Genomic DNA, 16,045 nt, shown 5'->3' with positions numbered 1-16,045 from the left:
CCTATTTCCCCTCCACGGACCGGCGCAGGTCGACGTCGCCCGCGTGGATTACCATGGTCTCGCCACCGTCGCGGCGCAAGCGTAGGGCGCCGTCGGGCGCGAGGCCGTCGAACACACCGTCGATGCCCTGTTCCGACACGCGCAGCGGCGTGCCGACGGGATGCGCCTGCGGCAGCCAGGCGGTGATGATGCGCCCGATGCCTTCCTGCCGCCAGGTCCACAGCGCATCGGTCATCGCGATGGCAAGCGCTTCGGCAAAACGGTCGCGGTCGAGGCTGGCGCCCTTGTCGGCGAGCGCCGCGGTCGGGCGGTCGGGCAGATCGGGCGCGGTCACGAGATTGACCCCGATGCCGATCACGATGCTGTCGCCGGTGCGCTCCATCAATATGCCCGCGCATTTGGCGCCGCCCACCAGCAGGTCGTTGGGCCATTTGAGCTGCGCCCCAAGGCCGGGGGCCAGCGCGGCGACCGCCCTCGCCAGCGCGACCCCGGCGACGAGCGCCAGCGTCGTGGGCGAAGGATCGCCGCGCGGTGAGATGGACCACCGTCGATCCCATGAAATTGCCCTGTCCGTCGTTCCAGCCGCGTCCCAGGCGGCCGCGCCCGGCGGTCTGGCGGTCGGCGACGAGCCAATGCCCCTCACCGACATGCTCGCCGCCGGCAAGCCGCGCCAGCAGGTCGGCGTTGGTCGAACCTGTCTGCGCGATCCGCTCGATCGGCGGGATCAGAAGAGCACCGCCGCAGCGGCCGCCGACGCGGTGCCGAGCATCGGGATGAACAGATAGCCGATCACCGAGAGCCACAGCGCGCCGGCATGGCCATGATCGCGCCTTCGACGATGTTGCCGCCGCCGCTGATCTCGACGTCCGATTTTTCGTCGAAATACATCGTCTTGATGATCATGATATAATAATATGCGCCAATGACGGAAGCGACGATACCCGCGACCGCCAGCGGCACGAGATTCGCGTCCACCGCGGCCTGGAACGCCAGATATTTGGGCCAGAAACCGAAGAGCGGCGGAATGCCGGCGAGGCTGTACATGAACACGGCCATCGCGGCGGCGAGGCCGGGGCGACGCTCCGACAGGCCGGCGAGCGCCGGGATGCTCTCGATCCGGTTGCCGTCGGTATCGCTGAGTTGCAGCACGACGAGGAAGGCGCCGAGCGTCGTCACCACATAGACGAGCAGATAGGTCAGCACCGCCTGCACGCCGAGCGGCGTTCCCGCGGCGAGGCCGATGAGCATGAAGCCGACATTGTTGATCGACGAATAGGCGAGCAGGCGCTTGATATTCTTCTGACCGATCGCGCCGACCGCGCCGAGGATGATTGAGGCGAGCGCGAGGAAGATGACGATCTGTTGCCAGGCGCCGATCGCCGGGCCGATCGCGTCGATCACGACGCGCGTCATCAGCGTCAGCGCCGCGACCTTGGGCGCGCTGGCGAAGAAGGCGGTGACCGGGGTCGGCGCGCCTTCATAGACGTCGGGGGTCCACATGTGGAACGGCACCGCGCTGATCTTGAACGCGAGGCCCGCGAGCACGAAGACGATTCCGAAGATCAGCCCGGGGTTGAGGTCTCCGCCCATGCGCGCGGCGATGGTGGCGAAGTCGGTCGTGCCCGAAAAGCCATAAAGCAGCGAGATGCCATAGAGCAGCATGCCCGATGCGAGCGCGCCGAGGACGAAATATTTCAGGCCCGCCTCGCTCGACCGGTCGTCGCTGCGCATGAAGCTGGCGAGCACATAGGCGGCAAGGCTGTTGAGTTCGAGCCCAACATAGAGCGTCATCAGGTCGCGCGCCGAAGCCATGATCCCCATGCCGAGCGCGGCGAAGAGGATCAGCACCGGATATTCGGCGCGCATCCCGCCCGCGAAGAAGCGCGGCGCGACGAGGATCGACACCGCGCTGGCGCCATAGATGATCAGCTTCGCGAAGCCGCCGAACGCATCGACCGACAATGTGCCCGAAAAGACCGTGGTGTCGGTGCCGAACAAGGCGACCACCGCGACCGCCGCGGCACCGAGCGTCAGCAGCGCGGCGAGTTGATACAGCCCGACCTGGCGGTCGCCGAGGAAGGTGCCGAGCATCAGCGTGACCAGCCCGCCGACCGTCAGGATCAGTTCGGGCCAGATGAGGGCGAGATCAGCGGTCATTGGCTGCCTCCCGCATGGTGCGCTTCGGCCGCCGCTTCTCCGTGCGCGGGTTCGGCGGCTTTCGGCCTGCCCGCGCTGACATGCGCGTCGCCGACGGGCTTGGCGGGGGCCAGCCGCGCCACCACCGTGGTCACGTCGCCGCGGATCGGCGCGAGGAAGCTTTCGGGATAGACGCCCATCCACAGCGCGACGGCGGCCAGCGGCACCATGATCGCCCATTCGCGGGGTTTGAGATCGGGCATCGCCTTCACATCGTCCTTGGTGAGGTCGCCGAATACGACGCGGCGATACAGATAGAGCATATAGGCTGCGCCGAGGATGATGCCGGTGGTGCAGATGAAGGCGACCCAGCTCGATGCTTCGTAAATGCCCGCGATGCTCAGGAATTCGCCGACGAAACCGCTGGTGCCGGGCAAGCCGATCGACGCCATCGTGAACAGCATGAAGAACAGCGCATAGGCCGGCATGTTCACCGCGAGCCCGCCGTAACGGTCGATCTCGCGCGTGTGCAGCCGGTCGTAGATCACCCCGACGCAGAAGAAGAGCGCCGCCGAGACGACGCCATGGCTGAGCATGACGATCGTCGCGCCCTCGATCCCCTGCTGATTGAAGGCGAAGAGGCCTGCGGTGACGATCGCCATATGCGCGATCGACGAATAGGCGATGAGCTTCTTCATGTCGCTCTGCACCAGCGCGACGAGGCTGGTGTATACCACCGCGACCATCGAGAGCGCAAAGACGATCCACATGAGCTGCGCCGACGCGTCGGGAAACATCGGCATCATGAAGCGGACGAAGCCATAGCTGCCCATCTTGAGCAGCACGCCCGCCAGGATCATCGAACCCGCGGTCGGCGCCTGGACGTGGGCGTCGGGAAGCCAGGTATGGACCGGCCACATCGGCATCTTGACCGCGAGGCTGGCGAAGAAGGCAAGCCACAGCCAGGTCTGCATCTCGACCGGGAAATCATAATTCATCAGCGTCGGGATGTCGGTCGTACCGGCCTCCGCGATCATCGCGATCATCGCGATCAGCATCAGCACCGAACCGAGCAGCGTATAGAGGAAGAATTTATACGCCGCATATTTGCGGTTCGCGCCGCCCCAGATGCCGATGATGAAATACATCGGGATCAGGCTCGACCTCGAAGAAGATGTAGAAGAGCAGCAGGTCCTGCGCCGCGAATACCCCGATCATGACGACTTCCATGACGAGGAACATCGCCATGTACAGGCCGACGCGCTTGGTCACCGATTCCCAGCTGGCAAGGATGCAGAAGGGCATCAGGAAGGTGCTGAGCAGGATCAGAACCAGCGCGATGCCGTCGATCCCGAGCGCGTAGTCGAAGGGACCGAACAGCCCCTTGTGCAGTTCCTGGAACTGCCATTGCGCACCGCCGATGTCGAAGCTGACCCACAGCAGGATGCCGAGCGCGAGATCGACCAAAGTCGCGACGAGCGCGACCCAGCGCGCCTGCCGGGCACCGAGGAACAGGCAGCCCACCGCGGCGACCGCGGGGACCGCCAGCATCATCGAGAGGATTCCGTTGCCGCAGCTCACAGGAACCTCACCATGGCCCAGCTGGCAAGGCCGACGAGCCCCAGCAACATCACGAACGCATATCCATAAACATAACCCGATTGCAGCCGGACCGCGAGCCGGGTCCCCCCTTCCACGAGCGCCGCGGCGCCATCGGGACCGAAGCGGTCGATGGTGCCTTCATCCCCACGCTTCCAGAAGAAGCGGCCGATCGCGAAGGCGGGCTTCACGAAAAGGATGTTGTAGAGCTCGTCGAAATACCATTTGTTGAACAGGAAACGGTGCAGCAGCCCGAACTGCGCCACGAATTTCGCGGGCAGGCTGGTGTTGCGGATATAGCTGTTCCACGCCAGGAACAGGCCGATCGCCATCACCGTGAACGGCATCCACTTCACCCACCACGGCACCTCGTGCGCGGCGTGCATCAGATGCGCGTCGAACGCCAGCATGCTGCCGCGCCAGAAGGTTGCGCCTTCCTCCGGATAGATGAACTGATGATGGAAGACGAGGCCCGCGAAGACCGCGCCGACCGACAGGACTGCGAGCGGGATCAGCATGGTCAGCGGGCTTTCGTGCGGGTGGTATCCCGCCGTGCCGTCGCCCTTGGCGTCATGATGATGATGATCGTCGTGCGCCGCATGGGCATGGTCGTCATGACCGCGATCGTCGTGGACCGCGTGCTGGATATGCTCGCTCTGCTCCCAGCGCGGCTTGCCATAGAAGGTCAGGAAGACGAGGCGCCACGAATAGAAGCTGGTGAGCAGCGCGGCGAAGATGCCGACCCAGAAAGCGACTTGGCCGCCGCCGCCCGCCGCGAACGCGGCCTCGAGGATACCGTCCTTCGAATAGAAGCCCGCGAAGCCGACCACGCCGGCGATACCGACGCCGGTGATCGCCAGCGTCCCCATCATCATCGCCCAGTAAGTGAGCGGGATATGCTTCCTGAGGCCGCCATAATAGCGCATGTCCTGTTCATGGTGCATCGCATGGATCACCGAACCCGCGCCGAGGAACAGCAGGGCCTTGAAGAAGGCGTGCGTAAACAGGTGGAACATCGCCGCGCCATAGGCGCCGACGCCCGCCGCGAAGAACATGTAGCCGAGCTGCGAACAGGTCGAATAGGCGATGACGCGCTTGATATCCCACTGCGTCGTGCCGACCGTCGCGGCGAAGAAGCAGGTCGCGGCGCCGACGAAGGTGACGACGCCGAGCGCGACGGGCGCGGTCTCGAACATCGGCGACAGGCGGCAGACCATGAACACGCCCGCGGTGACCATCGTCGCGGCGTGGATCAGCGCCGACACCGGGGTCGGGCCCTCCATGGCGTCGGGAAGCCAGGTGTGCAGGCCGAGCTGCGCCGACTTGCCCATCGCCCCGACGAACAGCAGCAGGCACAGGATCGTCATCGTGTCGAGCCGCATCCCCAGGAAGGTGATGCTGCTCCCCGCCATGCCCGGCGCGGCGTCGAGGATCGCGGGGATCGAGACGGTGCCGAACACGAGGAAGGTGCCGAAGATGCCGAGCATGAAGCCGAGGTCGCCGACGCGGTTGACGACGAACGCCTTGATCGCGGCGGCATTGGCGCTCGGCTTCTTGTACCAGAAACCGATCAGCAGATAGGAGGCGAGACCGACGCCTTCCCAGCCGAAGAACATCTGCACGAGGTTATTCGCCGTCACGAGCATCAGCATCGCGAAGGTGAAGAGCGAGAGATAGGCGAAGAAGCGCGGCTGGTCCGGGTCCTCCTCCATATAGCCCCAGCTGTAGAGGTGGACGAGCGCCGACACCGTCGTGATGACGACGAGCATCACCGCGGTCAGCGTATCGACGCGCAGCTCCCAGTTGAACTCGAGCGCGCCCGAGCTGACCCAGTGGAGCACGGTCACGACGTCGGCCTCTCCGCCGCCGCCCGTCACGAAGGACAGGAAGATCGGCCAGCTCAGGGCGCAGCTCGCGAACAGCGCACCCGTGGTGATCAGCTTCGACGCGAAGGGGCCGATGGCCCGCTGGCCCAGCCCTGCGACAAGCGCCGCGAACAGCGGCAGGAAAACGATCGCCTGGATCACCGGTTTACCCCTTCATCCGGTTGGCGTCATCGACCGCGATGGTGCCGCGGCCGCGGAAATAGATCACGAGAATGGCAAGCCCGATCGCCGCCTCGCCCGCGGCGACGGTCAGCACGAACATCGCGAAGACCTGCCCGACGAGATCGTTCAGCGCCGCGCTGAACGCGACAAGGTTGATGTTCACCGCGAGCAGGATCAGCTCGATCGCCATCAGGATGACGATGATATTCTTGCGGTTGATGAAAATGCCGAGCACGCCGAGCGTGAACAGCACCGCCGAAACGGCGAGATAATGGCCGACCGAGATCACAGCTGTACCCCCTGTCCGACGCCCGGATCGACGAGGCGCGTCGCATCCTCCGGACGGCGCTGGTTCTGCGCCGAGACATTCTGGATGCGCACGCCGCCGCGCTGGCGGTGGGTCAGCACGATCGCGCCGATCATCGCGACGAGCAGGACGATGCCCGCCGCTTCGAACAGGAAGATGTAGCGCGTATAGAGCAGTTCGCCGATCTGCTGGATATTGCTCTTGTCGGTGACGACGGGGGCCGCGCGGGTCGCAAGATCGACCCCGCCAGCGCTCCAGGCGCCGACCGCAAAGATCATCTCGGCCGCGAGGATGATAGCGACCAGCGCGCCCAGCGGCAAATAGCGCACGAACCCGGCGCGCAACTCGGCGAAGTCGATGTCGAGCATCATCACGACGAACAGGAACAGCACCGCGACCGCGCCGACATAGACGATGACGAGCAGCATCGCGATGAACTCGGCCCCCGCGAGCAGCATCAGCCCTGCCGCGTTGAAGAAAGCGAGGATCAGCCACATCACGCTGTGGACCGGGTTGCGGGCAAAGATCACCATCGCCGCCGAAGCGATCACGATGGTGGCGAAGAGCCAGAAGGCGGCGACCTGAATCATGCGTGCGCGCCCTTACCGGTAGGGCGCGTCGGCGGCAAGATTCGCCGCGATCGCGCGTTCCCATTTGTCGCCGTTGGCGAGCAGCTTGGCCTTGTCGTAGAGCAGTTCTTCGCGCGTTTCGGTCGCATATTCGAAGTTGGGTCCCTCGACGATCGCATCCACGGGACATGCCTCCTGGCAGAAGCCGCAATAGATGCATTTCGTCATGTCGATGTCGTAGCGCGTCGTGCGGCGCGATCCGTCATCGCGCGGCTCGGCCTCGATCGTGATCGCCTGCGCCGGGCACACCGCTTCGCACAGCTTGCAAGCAATGCAGCGTTCCTCGCCGTTCGGATAACGGCGCAACGCATGCTCGCCGCGGAAGCGGGGCGACAGCGGGTTCTTCTCGAACGGATAGTTGATCGTCGCCTTGGGCTTGAAGAAATATTTGAGCGTGAGGGCGTGTGCCTTCACGAATTCCCACAAGGTGAAGCTTTTGACGAGATGGGCGATAGTGGTCATGACGACACCTTCGTGGAACCCTGAATTTTGCTGCGGCAGATGCCGTCCCAGCTGTTTTTCGGCGGCCCGCCGCGATAGGTCTTGCCCGTCTCATTGTCGGTCATTTGCGAAATATAGACGCGCTCGCTGTCACGGCAGTCGCCGTAGCGGGTCACCATCAGCCAGCCCGAGATCAGGAAGATCCAGATCAGCGAGATCGGCAGAAAGATTTTCCAGCCCAGCCGCATCAGCTGGTCATAGCGGTAGCGCGGGACGGTCGCCTTCACCCAGCTGAACACGAAGAAGAAGAAGAGGATCTTCGCGAACAGCCAGATCACGCCCGGAATGTCGAACCAGGGGATCAGGTCGATGTTGAGCGGCGGCAGCCAGCCGCCCCAGAACAGCACCGCGTTGAGCGTGCACATCAGGAGGACGTTGGCATATTCGCCGAGCCAGAACAGCGCGAAGCTCATCGACGAATATTCGGTCTGGTAACCCGCGACGAGCTCGCTTTCCGCTTCGGTCAGGTCGAACGGCGCGCGCGCGGTTTCGGCGAGCGCCGAGATCAGGAACATCACCGCCAGCGGGAAGAGCAAAAGGTTGAAGCCGAAGGCATTGACGATGCCGAGCCCAAACCCTTCCTGCGCCTTCACGATCGCATTCATGTTGAAGCTGCCGGCATAGAGCACGACGCCGATCAGGATGAAACCGATCGACACTTCATAGGAGATCATCTGCGCCGACGCGCGCAAGGCGCTGAAAAACGGGTATTTCGAGTTCGACGACCAGCCCGACAGGATGACGCCGTAAACGCCGAGCGACGAGATCGCGAGGATGTAGAGCAGCCCGACATTGATGTCGGCGAGCACCGCGCCCGAATTGAACGGGATCACCGCCCACGCCATCAGCGCCACGGTGAAGGTGATGATCGGTGCGATCAGGAACAGCCCGCGGTTGGCGCTCGACGGAATGATCGTTTCCTGCAGGAACACCTTCAGACCGTCGGCGAACGACTGCAGCAGGCCGAAGGGGCCGACGACGTTCGGACCGCGGCGCAGCGCGATCGCCGCCCAGATCTTGCGGTCGGCATAGATGATCATCGCGACCGCGAGCATCAGCGGCAGCGCGATCAGCAGGATGCCGCAGATCGTCGCCAGCGCCCATGCCGCGTCATAAGACATGGTGACGCGCGCCCATTCCCATGGCAGGCCAAGAAATTGGAAATCCTGAAAGAACTCGGTCATTTCCGGGTCCCGTCCTGGTTGCGCCAGCCGTTATGGGGGCCGGGCCGCTCCGACTTGTCCTTGGGATTGAAGCCGCGCCAGACGGCATAGCCCATGCCGGCGAGCAGCATGGACGCGATGGCATGTACCGGGGTCATTCCGCGGCCTCCGTTTTGATTTGCATGCGCCCCCAGATTGCCAGCGCCACATGGATCAGTACCCCGGTACCAACCGCGTAAATCGCTTCGCGCAGCGCATCGGCAAGCACCCGCAAGGTTGCAAGGCGGAGCGCCGACTGGTCGGCGTAGGGAGAAGCCATGCCGTTGATTTCGACAACGCCCAACGCAAAATAGGCAAAGAACAGGAGCACTGCCGCCGCGTAGAAAAGGCGCGGGCTGCGCTGGACCCATTCGGGAAGGTCGCCCCTCATTCCGCGGCCTCCGCAAAATCGGCGCCATGAATCAGCTCTTCCGAGCAGCGCTGCATCGTCGGCGACGCGCGGCAGATGGCGTTGGTGAGATAGAAATCCTTGATCGGCGACGGGATCGCGCGCGCTTCGGGCTTTGCGGGCAGTTCGGGCACCGTCCAGCCATAGTCGGCCAGCCCTTCCTGCCCGAGCGCCGGCACCGCCGCGATCATCGCCGCGCGGCACTGGTCGAAGCTGTCAAAGCCCACCGACACGCCGAGCGCATCGGCGAGGGCGCGAAAGATGCTCCAGTCCTCGCGCGCGTCGCCGGGGGCGAACACCGCCTTTTCGCTGCGCTGGACGCGGCCCTCGGTGTTGACCGTCGTGAAATCCTTTTCGGTCCACGCCGCGGCGGGCAGGATGACGTCGGCGGCATGCGCGCCCTTGTCGCCATGGTGACCGACATAGACTTTGAACGTGTCGGCGAAGGCGGAGAAATCGACCTCGTCGGCGCCGAGAAAGAAGGCGAGCTTCGGCTTGGCAGCGGCGATATCCTTGATCCCGCCAGGCAGGCCGTAGCCGAGCATCAGCGATCCCATGCGCGCGGCCGAGAAATGCACGACGTTGAAGCCGTTCCAGCCGTCTTTGACCGCATCCACCGCCTTGGCGAGCGCGAGGCCCGCGCCGTGCACGCCCGGCACCGACAGCGCGCCGCCGCCAAACACCAGCATCGGCCGTTCGGCGCGCTCCAGCGCGTCGGTCACATGCCCCGGCAGCTTCGCGACGAGCGACGCATCGTCGCCGAGCCACTCGACCTTGTAGGTCAGATCGACCTCCGGGCCGATGCCGAAGACCTTCGCCCCCTTCTTCCACACTGCCTTGCGGACACGCGTGTTGATGAGCGGCGCTTCCCAGCGCAAGTTGGTGCCGACGAGCAGGATCACGTCGGCGTTTTCGGCCTCGGCGATGGTCGTATTGAAATTGACCGCCGACAGGCTGGTGAGGTCGTAATCGAGCCCCGTCTGCCGTCCTTCGAGCAGGCTGCCGCCGAGCGCATGGACCAGCGCCCTGGCCGCGAACATCGTCTCGCAATCGGCCATGTCGCCCGCGACCGCGGCGACCGACGATCCGGCGTCCACCGCCTTGATCGCGGCGAAGGCGTCCGCCCAACTCGCTTCGACGAGCTGGCCGTCCTTGCGCACATAAGGCCGGTCGAGGCGGCGGCGGATCAGGCCGTCGACATGGTGGCGCGTCTTGTCGCTCGCCCATTCCTCGTTCACATCGTCGTTGACGCGCGGCAGCACGCGCAGCACCTGGCGCCCACGGCTGTCGATACGGACGTTGGTGCCCACCGCGTCCATCATGTCGATGCCCAGCGTCTTGGTGAGCTCCCAAGGCCTCGCCTCGAAGGCGTATGGCTTCGACGTCAGCGCGCCGACCGGGCACAGATCGACGATATTGCCCGAAAGCTCGCTGTTCACCGCATGTTCGAGATACGACGTGATCTGCATATTCTCGCCGCGATAGATGGCGCCGATGTCCTCCACGCCCGCGACTTCCTCCGCGAAGCGGACGCAGCGCGTGCACTGGATGCAGCGGGTCATCACCGTCTTGACGATCGGACCCATATATTTCTCGGTCACCGCGCGCTTGTTCTCGTCATAGCGCGAACCGCCGCGGCCATAGGCGACCGACTGGTCCTGCAGGTCGCATTCGCCGCCCTGGTCGCAGATCGGGCAGTCGAGCGGGTGGTTGATGAGCAGGAACTCCATCACCCCCTCGCGCGCCTTCTTGACCATCGGGCTGTCGGTCTTGATCACCTGCCCTTCGGCGATGGGCAGCGCGCACGACGCCTGCGGCTTCGGCGGCCCCGGCGCGACCTCGACGAGGCACATGCGGCAATTGCCGGCGATCGAGAGGCGTTCATGATAGCAGAAACGGGGAATTTCCTTCCCCGCCAGCTCGCACGCCTGCAGGACGGTGGCGCCCTGCGGGACGTCGAGTTCCACGCCGTCTACGGTTACTTTGGGCATCAGTCGAGTTCTCTGCGCAGGAGCAATTGCTGAAGAAGATTGTAGCTGAAGGTCAGGTCGCCAGCCTCGAAGGCGTCGAAACCGGCAAAGCAGGCGGTACCTGCGGCGGAATAGACGCCGTCGCGATATTTGGTGCGCAGGTGATCGCCGATCCCCTTGTAATCGGCAAGATCCGCGATGCTGGCGCGCACCGCGTCGGTATCGCGCTCCCAGATGCAGCTGGCGATGTAGCGGATGAGGGCGCCGCGGACATCCTGATAGGTCCATTCGCGCGGGAACAGCCCGGTGCCGTCGTTGAAACGCGGCTGCGCCGCAAAGGCATGGAATTTATCCATGCACGGCGACGGGTTCATTTCGATCGGCGTCTTGGTCAGGCTGTCCGCCCCCGCCGCGACCTGTTCGACGATGAAATCCGACGTCAGCTGCTTATTTTCTTCATAATAGCAATAGAGCGCCTGTGATTTAGCGTCGTAGAAATCGCTGCCGTCGAAGGTCGGCGTCCCCAGGATCTTGCGGACTTCCGGCGTAGACAGGACGGGCGCGTCCCCCAATTGCGCGTTGGCGGCGGTCAGCAGCAGCGTCATGGCTGTGACGGCGGCGACGATTTTGGACAGCAGCTTCACTCCGCCGCCTCCAGCGCGCCGCCGTTGTCGCGGATGCGGCGTTCGAGCTCGGGGCGGAAGTGGCGGATCAGGCCCTGGATCGGCCATGCCGCCGCGTCGCCCAATGCGCAGATGGTGTGGCCTTCCACCTGCTTGGTCACGTCGTGGAGCGTGTCGATTTCGCTGATATCGGCATCGCCGGTGCGCAGCCGTTCCATCACGCGCCACATCCAGCCGGTGCCTTCGCGGCACGGGGTGCACTGGCCGCAGCTCTCGTGCTTGTAGAAATAGCTGATGCGGCTGATCGCCTGGACGACGTCGGTCGACTTGTCCATCACGATCGCGGCGGCGGTGCCGAGACCCGATCCGAGCGCCTTCAGCCCGTCGAAATCCATCGGCGCGTCCATGATCTCGGCCGCCGGAACGAGCGGCACCGACGATCCGCCGGGGATCACCGCGAGCAGATTGTCCCAGCCGCCGCGGATGCCGCCGCAATGCTTTTCGATGAGGTCGCGGAAAGGAATGCCCATCTCTTCCTCGACGACGCACGGCCGCTCGACATGGCCGCTGATCTGGAAGAGCTTGGTGCCCTTGTTGTTCTCGCGCCCGAAGGAGGAGAACCAGGTCGCACCGCGCCGCAGGATCGTGGGGACGACCGCGATGCTCTCGACATTGTTGACCGTCGTCGGGCAGCCATAGAGGCCCGCGCCCGCCGGGAACGGCGGTTTCAGGCGCGGCTGGCCCTTCTTGCCCTCGAGGCTCTCGATCATCGCGGTTTCTTCGCCGCAAATATAGGCGCCGGCGCCGCGGTGGACGAAGACGTCGAAATCATAGCCCGACTTCGCCGCATTCTTGCCGAGCAGGCCGGCGTCATAAGCCTCCTGCACGGCGGCGAAGAGCGTTTCGGCCTCGCGGATGAACTCGCCGCGGATATAGATATAGGCCGCGCGCGCGCGCATCGCATAGCCGGCGATCAGCGCGCCCTCGATCAGCTTGTGCGGATCGTGGCGGATGATTTCGCGGTCCTTGCAGCTGCCGGGCTCGGATTCGTCGGCGTTGATGACGAGGAAGCTCGGGCGGTCGGCGCGCGGCTCCTTCGGCATGAAGCTCCACTTGAGCCCCGTGGGAAAGCCCGCGCCGCCGCGCCCGCGCAGGCCTGACGCCTTGATCTCCTCGATGATCGCGTCCTGACCGCGCTTCATCAGGTCTTTCGTCTTGTCCCAGTCGCCGCGCACCTGCGCCGATTTGAGGTTCCACGGCTGATAGCCGTAGAGGTTGGTGAAGATGCGATCCTTGTCGGCGAGGCTCATGCGACCCCTCCCGCATCGTCACCCCGGACTTGATCCGGGGTCCCGCTGCTTTCGACTGTGGCAGGGAAAAAGCGGGATGCCGGATCAAGTCCGGCATGACGAAGGAATGAGGCGTTGGTCACGGTCACCACTCCTTCCGATAGTCATGGTTGGCCTCGACCATTTCCTTCAGCGTCGATGGCCCACCTTCGGGCTCGCTGGTGTGACGCCTGGCGTTCTGGGTGCCGGTCTTGGGCTGCTTGCCCGCCGCCAGATCGTCGAGGATGCGCGTCATGCTGTCGTAATCGAGGTCTTCGTAATTATCGTCGTTGATCTGGACCATCGGCGCGTTGGTGCAGGTGCCCATGCACTCGACCTCGGTCAGCGTGAACAACCCGTCGGGCGTGGTCTTGCCCTTTGCCATGCCGCGGTTCTTGCACGCGGCCATGACATCGTCCGACCCGCGCAGCAGGCACGGCGTCGTCCCGCACACCTGCACATGATAGCGGCCGACCGGCGCGAGATTGTACATGGTGTAAAAGGTCGCGACTTCGTAGGCGCGGATGTAGGGCATATCGAGCTGCGCCGCGACATATTCGATCACCGGCACGGGCAGCCAGCCCTGCGTGTTCGTCTCCGCCCCGACCTGGCGCTGCGCGAGGTCGAGCAACGGCATCACCGCCGAACGCTGGCGCCCCGCGGGATAGCGCGCGATGACGGTCTTCGCCTTTTCGGCATTTTCGGCGGTCCAGGCAAACGCGCCCCAGCGCGCGCGGACTTCGGCCTCATCGGGGATTGGGGGTGCGTCAGCCATTTCCTTTTTCCAGCGGGCTAGTTTTCAACGGCTAGGCATTTCCAGCCTTCCATCGGTCCATCCATAACCGGACAAATATATTCGTAGGTCAGCGGTTTCTCGTCTGCATCCAACTTGCCGAAATAGAGCGCATCGAAGCCATCACCCGTGCACCCGTCACCGCAATCGAAGCCGACGCCATGATCGTCGACCCGCTGCAATCCGGTCTTCTGAAGATCAGAAATTGTCGGCGCATTTGCTTCGGCGACGGCCGCGATCTTCTGGCTATAGACGCTGTCATCCGACGGCGCGGAATTGCACCCTCCGACAACCAGCGCCAGAGCAAACAGAATCGCCCTCACCGGTCGCACTCCCCGAACACGACGTCGATCGCACCGATGATCGCGGTGGTATCGGCGAGCATGTGGCCCTTCGACATCATGTCCATCGCCTGCAGGTGCGAAAACGCCGTCGGACGGATCTTGCAGCGGTACGGCTTGTTGGTGCCGTCGCTGACCAGATAGACGCCGAATTCGCCCTTGGGGCTTTCGGTCGCGACATAGACTTCGCCCGCGGGAACGTGAAAACCCTCGGTATAGAGCTTGAAGTGATGGATCAGCGATTCCATCGAACTCTTCATCTCGGCGCGCTTGGGCGGCACGACCTTGCGGTCGAGGCTGGCGATCGGACCCGAGGGCATGTTGTTGATGCACTGCAGGATGATCCGCTGCGACTGATAGACTTCCTGCACGCGCACCATGAAGCGGTCGTAGCAGTCGCCGCGGGTGCCGACGGGAATGTCGAAGTCCATCTTCGCATAGGCGTCATAGGGCTGCGACTTGCGCAAATCCCACGCGATACCGCTACCGCGGATCATCGGGCCCGAGAAACCCCAGGCGAGCGCGTCTTCCTTGCTGACCGTCGCGATGTCGACGTTGCGCTGCTTGAAGATGCGGTTGTCGATGACCAGGCTCATCGCGTCGCCGAACAGCTTCGGCAGGCGCGTCTCGCACCATTGGCCGATGTCGTAGAGCAGCTTTTCGGGAACATCCTGATGGACGCCGCCCGGACGGAAGTAAGCGCTGTGCATGCGCGCACCCGACGCGCGCTCGAAGAAGTTGAGGCAATCCTCGCGCAGCTCGAAGATCCACAGGTTCGGGGTCATCGCACCGACGTCCATGACGTGCGACCCGATGTTGAGCATGTGGTTGCAGATGCGCGTCAGTTCGGCGAACAGGGTGCGCAGATATTGCGCGCGGTCGGGCACTTCGAGGTCGAGCAATTTCTCGATCGCCAGCACATAGCTGTGCTCCATGCCGAGCGGCGAGCAATAGTCGAGCCGGTCGAAATAGGGCAAAGCCTGCAGATAGGTCTTGTACTCGATCAGCTTCTCGGTGCCGCGATGGAGCAGGCCGACGTGCGGATCGACGCGCTCGATGATCTCGCCGTCGAGTTCCATCACCATGCGCAGCACGCCGTGCGCCGCGGGGTGCTGCGGGCCGAAATTGATCGTATAGTTGGTGACGACCTGATCGCCCGCCGTGTCGGCGGTATCGACCGGATAGCCCTCGAACATGTCGCTGCCGTGGTGCTTGACCTGAGGAGAGTCGGTCATGCGTCACCTCCTGCTTTGGGCTTGCGCGGCGCGCGCGGTTTGGCTGGAGCTTTTTCCGCCTTGGTCGTGGCAGGCGTCTTCGCGACCTTCGTCGCGCGCTTCGCACTTGCGCCATCGCGGCTCGTCTTTGCCGCTTTCGCATTGACCTTTGCGCCCGCGCCGGTCTGTCCGGCCTTTTCGGTGGTTTTCGGCGTCGGCGGCGGTGCCTTTTTTTCGGCCTTGTCGTCGGCGACCTTCACCTGCTGCGCGGTCATCGGGCTCGGCGCGCCCTTGCCCGGCCCTTCGCCCGTCCCGCCGGCTTTTTCGTCGCCGGGCAGCACATAGTCGGCGCCCTCCCAAGGGCTGAGGAAGTCGAAGTTGCGGAAATCCTGTGCGAGCTTCACCGGCTCGTACACGACGCGCTTGTCCTCTTCGGAATAGCGCAACTCGATATAGCCCGTCAGCGGGAAGTCCTTGCGCTGCGGGTGCCCCTGGAAACCATAGTCGGTCAGGATGCGGCGCAGGTCCGGATTGCCCGCGAACAGCACGCCGTACATGTCGAACACTTCGCGCTCGAGCCAGCCGGCGACCGGCCAGACGGGAACGATGCTGGGCACCGGCGTCGCCTCGTCGGTCGAGACGCGGACGCGCAGGCGATGGTTCTTCGTCACGCTGAGCAGATGATAGACGACCTCGAAGCGTTCGGCGCGGTCGGGATAGTCGACCCCGGCGATCTCCATCAGCTGCTGATAGTCGAGATTGTCGCGCAGCAGCACCATCACGCCAGCGATCGCCTCGCGACGCACAGTGATGCTGTCCTCGCCGACGAGGAAATCATGCGCAATCAGGTCGTTGCCGACGACCTTCTTCAGCGCGGCGGCGATGCCCTCGCGCGGCGCGACTAGAGGTGCGGGACTAGCCATTCCACTTCACCGTTTGTCCTGA

15 protein-coding genes and 3 pseudogenes are annotated in these 16,045 nt (G+C 64.2%); 1 reads left to right on the top strand and 17 read right to left on the bottom strand.

The features are described from left to right. Position 1 precedes the first annotated feature (1 nt). Positions 2-677: pseudogene (locus N0A20_RS06525) on the bottom strand (biotin--[acetyl-CoA-carboxylase] ligase). Here N0A20_RS06525 and N0A20_RS06520 point away from each other — a divergent pair. Next, the gene (locus tag N0A20_RS06520) at positions 633-785 is read left to right on the top strand and encodes a hypothetical protein (protein WP_260583999.1); all 153 of its coding nucleotides are present in this window, start codon (positions 633-635) and stop codon (positions 783-785) included. The pseudogene N0A20_RS06525 and the gene N0A20_RS06520 overlap by 45 nt on opposite strands. On the opposite strand, the pseudogene nuoN reads toward N0A20_RS06520, so the two are convergent. The 16 genes and pseudogenes from nuoN to N0A20_RS06440 form a co-directional block, all read right to left on the bottom strand. Continuing rightward, positions 725-2,157: pseudogene (gene nuoN, locus N0A20_RS06515) on the bottom strand (NADH-quinone oxidoreductase subunit NuoN). The gene N0A20_RS06520 and the pseudogene nuoN overlap by 61 nt on opposite strands. Beyond that, positions 2,154-3,687: pseudogene (locus tag N0A20_RS06510) on the bottom strand (NADH-quinone oxidoreductase subunit M). The pseudogenes nuoN and N0A20_RS06510 overlap by 4 nt, the downstream one beginning before the upstream one ends. Positions 3,688-3,713: 26 nt before the next feature. Next, positions 3,714-5,762: an NADH-quinone oxidoreductase subunit L gene (nuoL, locus tag N0A20_RS06505; protein WP_260583120.1), complete on the bottom strand. Its 2,049-nt coding sequence runs from the start codon at positions 5,760-5,762 to the stop codon at positions 3,714-3,716. A 4-nt stretch (positions 5,763-5,766) separates the two neighbouring features. Then, positions 5,767-6,072: an NADH-quinone oxidoreductase subunit NuoK gene (gene nuoK, locus N0A20_RS06500; protein ID WP_260583119.1), complete on the bottom strand. Its 306-nt coding sequence runs from the start codon at positions 6,070-6,072 to the stop codon at positions 5,767-5,769. Beyond that, positions 6,069-6,680, bottom strand: a complete 612-nt coding sequence (locus N0A20_RS06495; protein ID WP_260583118.1) for an NADH-quinone oxidoreductase subunit J — start codon at positions 6,678-6,680, stop codon at positions 6,069-6,071. The genes nuoK and N0A20_RS06495 overlap by 4 nt, the downstream gene beginning before the upstream one ends. A 12-nt stretch (positions 6,681-6,692) precedes the next feature. After that, on the bottom strand, positions 6,693-7,181 hold the full coding sequence (gene nuoI / locus N0A20_RS06490) for an NADH-quinone oxidoreductase subunit NuoI (protein ID WP_260583117.1): 489 nt from the start codon (positions 7,179-7,181) through the stop codon (positions 6,693-6,695). After that, positions 7,178-8,404, bottom strand: a complete 1,227-nt coding sequence (gene nuoH / locus N0A20_RS06485) for an NADH-quinone oxidoreductase subunit NuoH (RefSeq protein WP_260583116.1) — start codon at positions 8,402-8,404, stop codon at positions 7,178-7,180. The genes nuoI and nuoH overlap by 4 nt, the downstream gene beginning before the upstream one ends. Then, entirely contained in the window at positions 8,401-8,541 is a 141-nt protein-coding gene (locus tag N0A20_RS06480) for a hypothetical protein (protein WP_260583115.1), read from the bottom strand. Before N0A20_RS06480 ends, nuoH begins: the two co-directional genes overlap by 4 nt. Continuing rightward, the gene (locus N0A20_RS06475) at positions 8,538-8,813 is read right to left on the bottom strand and encodes a hypothetical protein (RefSeq protein ID WP_260583114.1); all 276 of its coding nucleotides are present in this window, start codon (positions 8,811-8,813) and stop codon (positions 8,538-8,540) included. The genes N0A20_RS06480 and N0A20_RS06475 overlap by 4 nt, the downstream gene beginning before the upstream one ends. Continuing rightward, positions 8,810-10,822, bottom strand: a complete 2,013-nt coding sequence (gene nuoG, locus N0A20_RS06470) for an NADH-quinone oxidoreductase subunit NuoG (RefSeq protein ID WP_260583113.1) — start codon at positions 10,820-10,822, stop codon at positions 8,810-8,812. Before nuoG ends, N0A20_RS06475 begins: the two co-directional genes overlap by 4 nt. After that, a complete protein-coding gene (locus N0A20_RS06465) occupies positions 10,822-11,445 on the bottom strand; it encodes a hypothetical protein (RefSeq protein ID WP_260583112.1) in 624 nt (207 codons plus the stop codon). Before N0A20_RS06465 ends, nuoG begins: the two co-directional genes overlap by 1 nt. After that, on the bottom strand, positions 11,442-12,734 hold the full coding sequence (nuoF, locus tag N0A20_RS06460; protein WP_260583111.1) for an NADH-quinone oxidoreductase subunit NuoF: 1,293 nt from the start codon (positions 12,732-12,734) through the stop codon (positions 11,442-11,444). Before nuoF ends, N0A20_RS06465 begins: the two co-directional genes overlap by 4 nt. A gap of 124 nt (positions 12,735-12,858) precedes the next feature. Further along, positions 12,859-13,527: a complex I 24 kDa subunit family protein gene (locus N0A20_RS06455; protein WP_260583110.1), complete on the bottom strand. Its 669-nt coding sequence runs from the start codon at positions 13,525-13,527 to the stop codon at positions 12,859-12,861. Positions 13,528-13,544: 17 nt separating this feature from the next. After that, positions 13,545-13,868, bottom strand: coding sequence for a hypothetical protein (locus tag N0A20_RS06450; RefSeq protein WP_260583109.1), 324 nt, complete (start codon positions 13,866-13,868; stop codon positions 13,545-13,547). Then, entirely contained in the window at positions 13,865-15,082 is a 1,218-nt protein-coding gene (locus N0A20_RS06445; protein ID WP_260583846.1) for an NADH-quinone oxidoreductase subunit D, read from the bottom strand. The genes N0A20_RS06450 and N0A20_RS06445 overlap by 4 nt, the downstream gene beginning before the upstream one ends. A gap of 35 nt (positions 15,083-15,117) precedes the next feature. Beyond that, positions 15,118-16,023 carry an NADH-quinone oxidoreductase subunit C gene (locus N0A20_RS06440; protein ID WP_260583108.1) on the bottom strand — a complete coding sequence of 302 codons (906 nt, stop codon included), beginning with the start codon at positions 16,021-16,023 and terminating at the stop codon, positions 15,118-15,120. Positions 16,024-16,045 lie beyond the last annotated feature (22 nt).

It is taken from the genome of Sphingopyxis sp. PET50, from assembly GCF_025244705.1.
Taxonomy (GTDB): domain Bacteria; phylum Pseudomonadota; class Alphaproteobacteria; order Sphingomonadales; family Sphingomonadaceae; genus Sphingopyxis.
Note: the sequence above shows the minus strand (reverse complement) of the source record. Positions and strands in the feature narration are given on the sequence as shown.

Excerpts from the sequence above, each read along its gene's own strand:
- N0A20_RS06520 (WP_260583999.1), top strand. The coding sequence starts at position 633 with ATGCCCCTCACCGACATGCTCGCCGCCGGCAAGCCGCGCCAGCAGGTC.
- N0A20_RS06495 (WP_260583118.1), bottom strand. The coding sequence starts at position 6,680 with ATGATTCAGGTCGCCGCCTTCTGGCTCTTCGCCACCATCGTGATCGCT.
- nuoI (WP_260583117.1), bottom strand. The coding sequence starts at position 7,181 with ATGACCACTATCGCCCATCTCGTCAAAAGCTTCACCTTGTGGGAATTC.
- nuoH (WP_260583116.1), bottom strand. The coding sequence starts at position 8,404 with ATGACCGAGTTCTTTCAGGATTTCCAATTTCTTGGCCTGCCATGGGAA.
- N0A20_RS06480 (WP_260583115.1), bottom strand. The coding sequence starts at position 8,541 with ATGACCCCGGTACATGCCATCGCGTCCATGCTGCTCGCCGGCATGGGC.
- N0A20_RS06475 (WP_260583114.1), bottom strand. The coding sequence starts at position 8,813 with ATGAGGGGCGACCTTCCCGAATGGGTCCAGCGCAGCCCGCGCCTTTTC.
- nuoG (WP_260583113.1), bottom strand. The coding sequence starts at position 10,822 with ATGCCCAAAGTAACCGTAGACGGCGTGGAACTCGACGTCCCGCAGGGC.
- nuoF (WP_260583111.1), bottom strand. The coding sequence starts at position 12,734 with ATGAGCCTCGCCGACAAGGATCGCATCTTCACCAACCTCTACGGCTAT.
- N0A20_RS06455 (WP_260583110.1), bottom strand. The coding sequence starts at position 13,527 with ATGGCTGACGCACCCCCAATCCCCGATGAGGCCGAAGTCCGCGCGCGC.
- N0A20_RS06445 (WP_260583846.1), bottom strand. The coding sequence starts at position 15,082 with ATGTTCGAGGGCTATCCGGTCGATACCGCCGACACGGCGGGCGATCAG.
- N0A20_RS06440 (WP_260583108.1), bottom strand. The coding sequence starts at position 16,023 with ATGGCTAGTCCCGCACCTCTAGTCGCGCCGCGCGAGGGCATCGCCGCC.